This is a genomic window from Streptomyces sp. NPDC000229, from assembly GCF_040300825.1.
Taxonomy (GTDB): Bacteria; Actinomycetota; Actinomycetes; order Streptomycetales; family Streptomycetaceae; genus Streptomyces.
The window spans coordinates 1-6580 of record NZ_JBEPEL010000148.1; the positions used below are offsets into that span (position 1 = coordinate 1).

Here is a 6580-nt window from a genome sequence, read left to right on the forward strand (position 1 = left end):
CCGCCGAAGGCAGGGGGAGGAGCCACTGCGGAGCATTGGCGACCGACGACAACGCCGCGAGGTGCGGTGTCCAGGCGTCACGAGCCCAGCAAGATTCGAACGAGAGGCCCTAGGCCGGGCCCTGGGCGAGGTCCTTCACCAGGAGCTCGAACTGGAGGTCGTCGCGCTGCGGCAGGCCGAAGCGCTCGTCGCCGTACGGGAACGGGGTCATGCGTCCGGTACGGCGGTAGCCGCGCCGCTCGTACCAGGCGATCAGCTCGTCCCGGACCGAGATCACCGTCATGTGCATCTCGCGCACGCCCCACTCGGCGACCGCGAGCCGCTCCGCCTCCGCGATGATCCGCCTGCCGAGGCCGCCGCCCTGGAGGCCGGGGCGTACGGCGAACATGCCGAAGTAGGCGGTGTCACCGCGGTGTTCCAGCTGGCAGCAGGCGATCAGATCGCCGCCGCGCTCGACGACGAGGAGGCGCGAGCCGGGCGTGGCGATGACCTCGCGGACGCCTTCCGGGTCCGTGCGCTGCCCTTCCAGGATGTCCGCCTCGGTCGTCCAGCCGGCCCGGCTGGAGTCGCCCCGGTACGCCGACTCGACCAGCTCGACGAGTGCGGGGACGTCGGCCTCGGTGGCGTCGCGGTAGGTCAGTTCGTCCGCGGCCCGGGGCGGTGCGGTGTCCATGGCTCTCCCTCACGGCTGTCGATCCGCTGTGCAGCGTAACGCGCCCTGTACACGCTCCCCCTGTACGCCCCTGCGCTCGCGTGCACCCTCTCCGGTCCGGGCATCGTCCCAGGAGCCGTCTGGTCGAGGGGGAGGTACGTCGTGCACGGACCTGCGATGTCCGGCTGGCTGCTGGTGGCCCTGTGCGCAGGGGCGGGTGCCTACTGCCTGGCGCTGACGAGGAGGTGTACGGGCGCCGAGCGGCGGGCGGCGCTGGACGAGGCGCTGATGGGCTTCGGGATGGCTGCGATGGCGGTGCCCGCGGCGGCGGTGGCACCGCCGGAGTGGGCATGGGTGCTGTACGCGGTGGTGTTCGGTGCCGCCTCGCTGCGCGCGCTGTGGTCGGTCCGGGCCGGTACCGGTCACCACCTGCACCACCTGGTGGGGTCGCTGTCCATGGTCTACATGGCGGTGGCGATGGCCGGGGGCGGTGCGGGGGCGCACGGGGGGCACGGTGCGCCCGGCGGGGTGCCACTGGTGACGGGTTCTCTGCTCGCGTACTACACCGTCTACGTGCTGGCGACGGGCGTGCGCCTGGTGCCGGCCGGGCCCTTGTCGGCGGCTGTGTCGGGCCGTGGCGGTCCGTGGCCCGAGGTGGCCCTCGCCTGTCGGGTGTCGATGGGCCTGGCCATGGTGGCGATGCTGGTGGCCATGTGACGGGTGCGGAATCCGTGGCAGCCGCGCTTCGGATTCCGTGGTGTGCGTCACTTGACGCCCAAGGCCATACCAGTGGGTAGTCCCCCGCTCATATGGTGACTGCATGCTGGTCTCCCTCGCGCTGCTCGGGCTCGGCCTTGTCACCGCCGTGGCGGCTCCGCGTCTGCTGGCGCGGGTCGACTGGCCGGAGCGCGAGCCGGTCGTGGCGCTGTGGGTGTGGCAGTGCGTGGTGGCAGCGGTACTGCTGTGCTTCGCGCTGTCCATGACGTTCAGCGCGGCGGCCGCCTGGCAGGCGGTGCGGGGGCATGTGTTCGCACCCGCTCCGCGCGCGGTGGTCGAGGCGTACGAACTGGGCGCGCACGGGCCGTGGTCCGCCGTTCTCGCGGTGCTGCTGGCGTGCGGCGGCCTGTGGACCGGGGCGATGCTCACCCGGGAGGTGCGCCGGGCCAGGGCGCGGCACCGGCGGCGGCGCGCCGAACTCCGCGTACGCTCACCGCTTCTGCCCGGTGAGGAGCGCGGCGCGGAGCCTTGGGTACTGCTGGAGGGCGAGCAGCCGGACGCCTGGTGGCTGCCCGGCTCGGCACCGCGCCTCGTCGTCACCACGGCCGCGCTGCGCCGCCTGAAAGGGCATCAGCTCGATGCGGTGCTCGCCCATGAGCAGGGACACGCGCGGGCGCGGCACGACTGGCTGCTGCACTGTTCGACGGCGCTGGCCACGGGGTTCCCGCGGATCCCGGTCTTCGCGGCGTTCCGGGACCAGATGCACCGGCTGGTGGAACTGGCCGCGGACGATGTGGCGTCGAAGCGGTACGGGCGGCTGACGATCGCCCTCGCCCTGGTGGAACTGAACGAGCACCGTGGGGTCTTCGGGCCGTGTCCGACGCCGGACGCCCAGCTGCCGCACCGCGTCAACCGTCTCCTGACCGCCGAGCCCCGCCTCACGGCCGGGCGGCGCCTGCGCCTGACGGCCGCCGCCGCGCTCGTACCGGTGGTGCCGCTCCTGGTGGCGTTCGTGCCGGCGCTGAGAGCGCTGGGTTAGCGCAGGGACCCGTGGCGGGCCGGGCGGGCGGCCGGAATCGGCGCCGGTGGCCGATCACCCGGGGATACCCGGGCGGAGGTCGGGGAGGATCACCCCATGCGCTCCCCCACCTTCCCCCCCACGCCTTCCCGTTCCGCCCCGGCCGTCGCCCTGTGGTCCGGCGCCCTCACGGCCGTGCTGCTGGTGCTCGTCTCCGCCGAGTGGGGGCCGCTGATCTCGTTCGACCGGGCCGTGGCGGACGGGCTGCACGACTCCGCCGTCCGCAGTCCGGCGTTCACCGGGGCCAACCGGATCCTCAGCGACTGGGTGTGGGATCCATGGACGATGCGCGCGCTGGTCACGGCGGGGGTGGTGTGGCTGTGGCGGCGCGGGGAACGGCTCCTGGCCGTGTGGACGGCGGCGGTGAGCGCGCTCGGTTCGGCCGTGCAGCAGCTGCTGAAGGCGGCGGTGGGCCGGGACCGGCCGCGGTGGTCGGACCCGGTGGACTGGGCGCACTACGCGGCGTTCCCGTCGGGCCACGCGATGACGGCGGCGGTCACCTGCGGACTGCTGCTGTGGCTGCTGGCCCGGTTGGGCGCGGGCCCGCGGCTGAGGGCCGCCGCCCTGCTCCTCGGCGCCGTCTCCGTGGTGGGCGTGGGTCTGACCCGGCTGTACCTGGGTGTGCACTGGGCGTCGGACGTCGTGGCCGGCTGGCTGCTGGGCGCGTGCGTCGTGGCCGTCGCCGTCCTGGCGTACGACCGGACTGCGGTACGAAGGGGCTCGCGCGGGGACTCGGGGAGGGGCCTGACGCACCAGGACTGAACACCGCCCCACGCGCGAGACACTCCGTCCGGAATCCGGACGATCGGCGGTTGTGCACACGCCGGAACCGGCCGACCGGACCGGACGATCCCCCGCGTCGCCCGGTCCGACCGGCACGCCTCTGAGTATATTGGCTGTGAGCCAGTCAACGCAGGAGTTAAGCATGTCCCCGCGGAGCGCATCGGTCAACGAAGAGCTGCGGCGGCGTTCGCGGGAGCGGCTGCTGCAGGCGACGGTCGAGCTGGTGGCCGAGCGGGGGTACGAGGCGACGACGCTCGCCGACATCGCGGACCGGGCCGGTTCGGCGCGCGGGCTGGTGTCCTACTACTTCCCCGGCAAGCGGCAGCTGCTCCAGTCGGCGGTGCACCGGCTGATGCACCGGACCCTGGAAGCGGCGCTGGAGCGCGAGCCGCGCAGCGAGGACGGGCGGGAGCGGCTGGCCCGGGCCATCGACGCGATCCTGAACCTCGCCGTGGAGCAGCCGTTGCTGATGCGTACGCACATGGCCGGGATCCTCCAGGCGGAGGGGTTCGTGCAGGGGCCGGAGCAGCAGCGCCTGGCGTCCGTGCTGCGGGACACGGTGGACCGGTATGGGTCGCGGGACGTGGACGCCGACTATCCGCTCCTTCGGGCGCTGTTGATGGGTGCCGTCTTCGCCGTGCTGCTGCCGGGGGCTCCGATGGCCCCGGCGCGGCTGCGTGCGGAGTTGTTCCAGCGGTACGGGCTGGACTGGGAGCTCGGTGTGCCGCCGAACGGGGAGCCGCCCGGCGGCACATCGATCGCGCCTGGTCAGTCGTCGGAATCGGCGAAATCGTCAAAGTAGTGCGGCTGCGTCTGCACGTTCAGCTCGTGCATCCGCACCCGCTTCGCCGGGTCGGTGCGGCGGTCGTCGAGCTTGAGCACGTCGAAGCCCTTGACCATGTCGTTCGAATAGATGTGGCCGTTGTAGTAGTACGCCGACCAGGAGCCCCCGCCGACCAGCTTCTCGGTGCTGAGCGGGCCGCGCTCGAAGTAGGCGATCTCCTTGGGCCTGGCGGAGTCCGTGAAGTCCCACACCGAGACGCCGCCCTGGTACCAGGCCTGGACCATGAGGTCCCTGCCCTTGACCGGGATGAGCGAGCCGTTGTGCGCGACGCAGTTCTCGGTGTCCGCCTGGTGGCGGTCGATCTTGTAGTAGCTGCGGAAGACGAGCTTGCGCTTGTCGCCCTTGCCGACGATGTCGTAGATGCCGTCGGCGCCACGGTGGGGGCCGGTGGCCTCGTTGCAGGTGGCGGCGCCCCCGCCGCCCAGCTCGTCGGTGAAGACGACCTTGTCGGCCTTCTGGTTGAAGGTCGCGGAGTGCCAGAAGGCGAAGTTGACGTTGTCCTGCACCTGGTCGATGACCTTCGGGTTCTCCGGGTCCTCGATGGAGAACAGGATGCCGTCGCCCATGCAGGCGCCGGCCGCCAGGTCCTTGGACGGCAGCACGGTGATGTCGTGGCAGCCGGTGGTCTTGGAGACGCCCGGGTTGGTGGGCGCGCCCGGGTTGCCGCCGCCGTCGGGGCCCTCGCCCGGGAAGAGCACCGGGAAGTTCACGATCTCGGCCTTCTCCGGGGCCTTGCGCGGCACCTTGATGATCGAGATGCCGTCGTGCGGCGGCCGGCAGTCGGGGAACTCGGCGCGCGGCGAGTACGAGGACACGTAGACGTAGACGTTCCTGCGTTCCGGCACGAGGGTGTGCGTGTGCGAGCCGCAGGCGGTCTCGACAGCGGCGACGTACGTGGGGTTCCGCTTGTCGCTGATGTCGAAGATCTTCATGCCCTCCCAGGAGGACTTCTCGGTCGCGGGCTGCGTGGTGCTGTTGCAGGAGTTGTCGCTGCGAGAGGAGTCCGTGGAGAGGAAGAGGAGGTTGCCGGAGACGGAGATGTCGTTCTGGGAACCGGGACAGAGGACTTGGGCGACGGTCTTCGGGGACGCGGGGTTGCTGATGTCGAAGATCCGGAAGCCGTCGTAGTTGCCCGCGAAGGCGTACCTGCCCTGGAAGGCCAGGTCCGAGTTGATGCCGGTGAACGCCTCGCGCGGGACATTGGCGAGGTGGGTGATGTTGTCGCTGTGGACGATTTCGTCCACGCCGGGTATGTCACCGGCCTGGATCGCCGCGCGGGCTTCCGCCTGTTCCTGCGAGGAGACCGTGCCCTGTGGGGCGGGGGCGTCTCCGGGGTCGGGTACGGCGGCCGCGGGTCCGGCCGTCAGGAGTGCCGCGAGGAGCCCGGCCGCGGCGGTGGCCACGCCCAGACGTCTGCGTCGCACGTGAGTGGTGCGCAACGGGGTCACTGCGTCGTCCCTCCCTTGTCTCCGTTCGAAGGTGAACGGGTGATGGACCCCGGCAGTATCTTCCTTTGCATGCACATCTCAATAGATGGCAACAGAGACTTAATGAACGTGCCCGAGCGCAGCGGCGGTCCCAGCCATTCCACGTGCCCCTGGAGGTCTTCGTGTTCAAGCGCAGCGCAAGCGTCGCGGCGGCGGCCGTCCTGACCGCCCTGCTCGCCCTGTCGGCGTGCGAGTCGGAGCCCTCGGGGAGCGGGACGGAACCGCAGACCAGGGCGGCCGACGGGAGTGGCGGCCCGGCGGTGGTGGCACCGGGGAAGCCCGGCGAGCCCGCGCGGACGCTGTCACCGGAGGAGGCGCGCCGGGCGGTCCCGCGTGACACCCCGAACGCGGCGGACTTCATGTACGCGCAGATGATGATCGTCCACCATGGCCAGGCGCTGGAGATGACCGCGCTCGCGGCCAAGCACGCGGTATCCACGCAGGTGAAGCAGGTCGCCGCGCGCATAGCGGCGGCGCAGCAGCCGGAGATCGGCGCGATGCGGGGGTGGCTGAAAAACAACGGTGGGCCCCGGCCCCACACGGGCCATGACCACGGCACGATGCCCGGTATGGCCACCGAGGCCCAGTTGGACCAGTTGCGGGCCGCGCGCGGTGAGGCGTTCGACGAACTGTTCCTGAAGCTGATGATCACCCATCACCAAGGGGCGGTGACCATGGCCGGCGAGGTGCTGTCGCAAGGGAACAACGTCCAGGTGGAGGAGATGGCCAACGACGTGATCGCCCAGCAGACGGCCGAGATCAACCGGATGCGCTCCATGTGACGGCGGTGCCGGTCAGCGACGGTGGCGGCGCGGGGCGGGATACCCCTCGTCGCGGGCGGCGGCGACGAGGCTCCAGCGCCGGGCGGCGGCTGCGTCCGGCGGCGTACGCGGCCGCGACCACCGCGAGCGCCGGATCGCGGCCTGCCGTCGCCCGGCCGCGTTCACCGCGTACGGACCCGATGGCGCGCTCGACCTCGACGCGTTCCGCGCGCACGTGCGCGCCGGGGTCGAGGCAGG

The 6580-nt window shown here is 71.8% G+C and carries 8 protein-coding genes; 5 read left to right on the top strand and 3 right to left on the bottom strand.

The annotated features are described in order from the left end of the window. Positions 1-109 precede the first annotated feature (109 nt). Complete coding sequence (locus ABT360_RS34885; RefSeq protein WP_351825709.1) at positions 110-673, bottom strand: GNAT family N-acetyltransferase; 564 nt, start codon at positions 671-673, stop codon at positions 110-112. A gap of 141 nt (positions 674-814) precedes the next feature. On the opposite strand from ABT360_RS34885, the gene ABT360_RS34890 reads away from it, so the two are divergent. The 4 genes from ABT360_RS34890 to ABT360_RS34905 all read left to right on the top strand — a co-directional run bounded on the left by ABT360_RS34890 (position 815) and on the right by ABT360_RS34905 (position 4032). After that, on the top strand, positions 815-1369 hold the full coding sequence (locus tag ABT360_RS34890) for a DUF5134 domain-containing protein (RefSeq protein WP_351825711.1): 555 nt from the start codon (positions 815-817) through the stop codon (positions 1367-1369). Between the two features lie 103 nt (positions 1370-1472). Then, positions 1473-2408 (top strand): M56 family metallopeptidase, encoded by a 936-nt coding sequence (locus ABT360_RS34895; RefSeq protein ID WP_351825712.1) that lies wholly within the window; start codon positions 1473-1475, stop codon positions 2406-2408. Positions 2409-2504: 96 nt separating this feature from the next. Beyond that, the gene (locus ABT360_RS34900) at positions 2505-3209 is read left to right on the top strand and encodes a phosphatase PAP2 family protein (protein ID WP_351825714.1); all 705 of its coding nucleotides are present in this window, start codon (positions 2505-2507) and stop codon (positions 3207-3209) included. 163 nt (positions 3210-3372) lie between these two features. Further along, positions 3373-4032 (top strand): TetR/AcrR family transcriptional regulator, encoded by a 660-nt coding sequence (locus ABT360_RS34905; protein WP_351825716.1) that lies wholly within the window; start codon positions 3373-3375, stop codon positions 4030-4032. Here ABT360_RS34905 and ABT360_RS34910 read toward each other — a convergent pair. Further along, positions 3999-5522, bottom strand: coding sequence for an LVIVD repeat-containing protein (locus tag ABT360_RS34910; RefSeq protein WP_351825718.1), 1524 nt, complete (start codon positions 5520-5522; stop codon positions 3999-4001). The genes ABT360_RS34905 and ABT360_RS34910 overlap by 34 nt on opposite strands. Before the next feature lie 161 nt (positions 5523-5683). Between ABT360_RS34910 and ABT360_RS34915 the strand changes: the two genes are divergently transcribed. Further along, on the top strand, positions 5684-6343 hold the full coding sequence (locus ABT360_RS34915; RefSeq protein WP_351825720.1) for a DUF305 domain-containing protein: 660 nt from the start codon (positions 5684-5686) through the stop codon (positions 6341-6343). Here the strand turns inward: ABT360_RS34915 and ABT360_RS34920 are convergent. Further along, the coding region (locus ABT360_RS34920) for a hypothetical protein (protein ID WP_351825722.1) at positions 6321-6580 on the bottom strand (260 nt) is incomplete at its 5' end. The two genes, ABT360_RS34915 and ABT360_RS34920, sit on opposite strands and share 23 nt — an antisense overlap.

Excerpts from the sequence above, each read along its gene's own strand:
- ABT360_RS34885 (WP_351825709.1), bottom strand. The coding sequence starts at position 673 with ATGGACACCGCACCGCCCCGGGCCGCGGACGAACTGACCTACCGCGAC.
- ABT360_RS34900 (WP_351825714.1), top strand. The coding sequence starts at position 2,505 with ATGCGCTCCCCCACCTTCCCCCCCACGCCTTCCCGTTCCGCCCCGGCC.
- ABT360_RS34905 (WP_351825716.1), top strand. The coding sequence starts at position 3,373 with ATGTCCCCGCGGAGCGCATCGGTCAACGAAGAGCTGCGGCGGCGTTCG.
- ABT360_RS34895 (WP_351825712.1), top strand. The coding sequence starts at position 1,473 with ATGCTGGTCTCCCTCGCGCTGCTCGGGCTCGGCCTTGTCACCGCCGTG.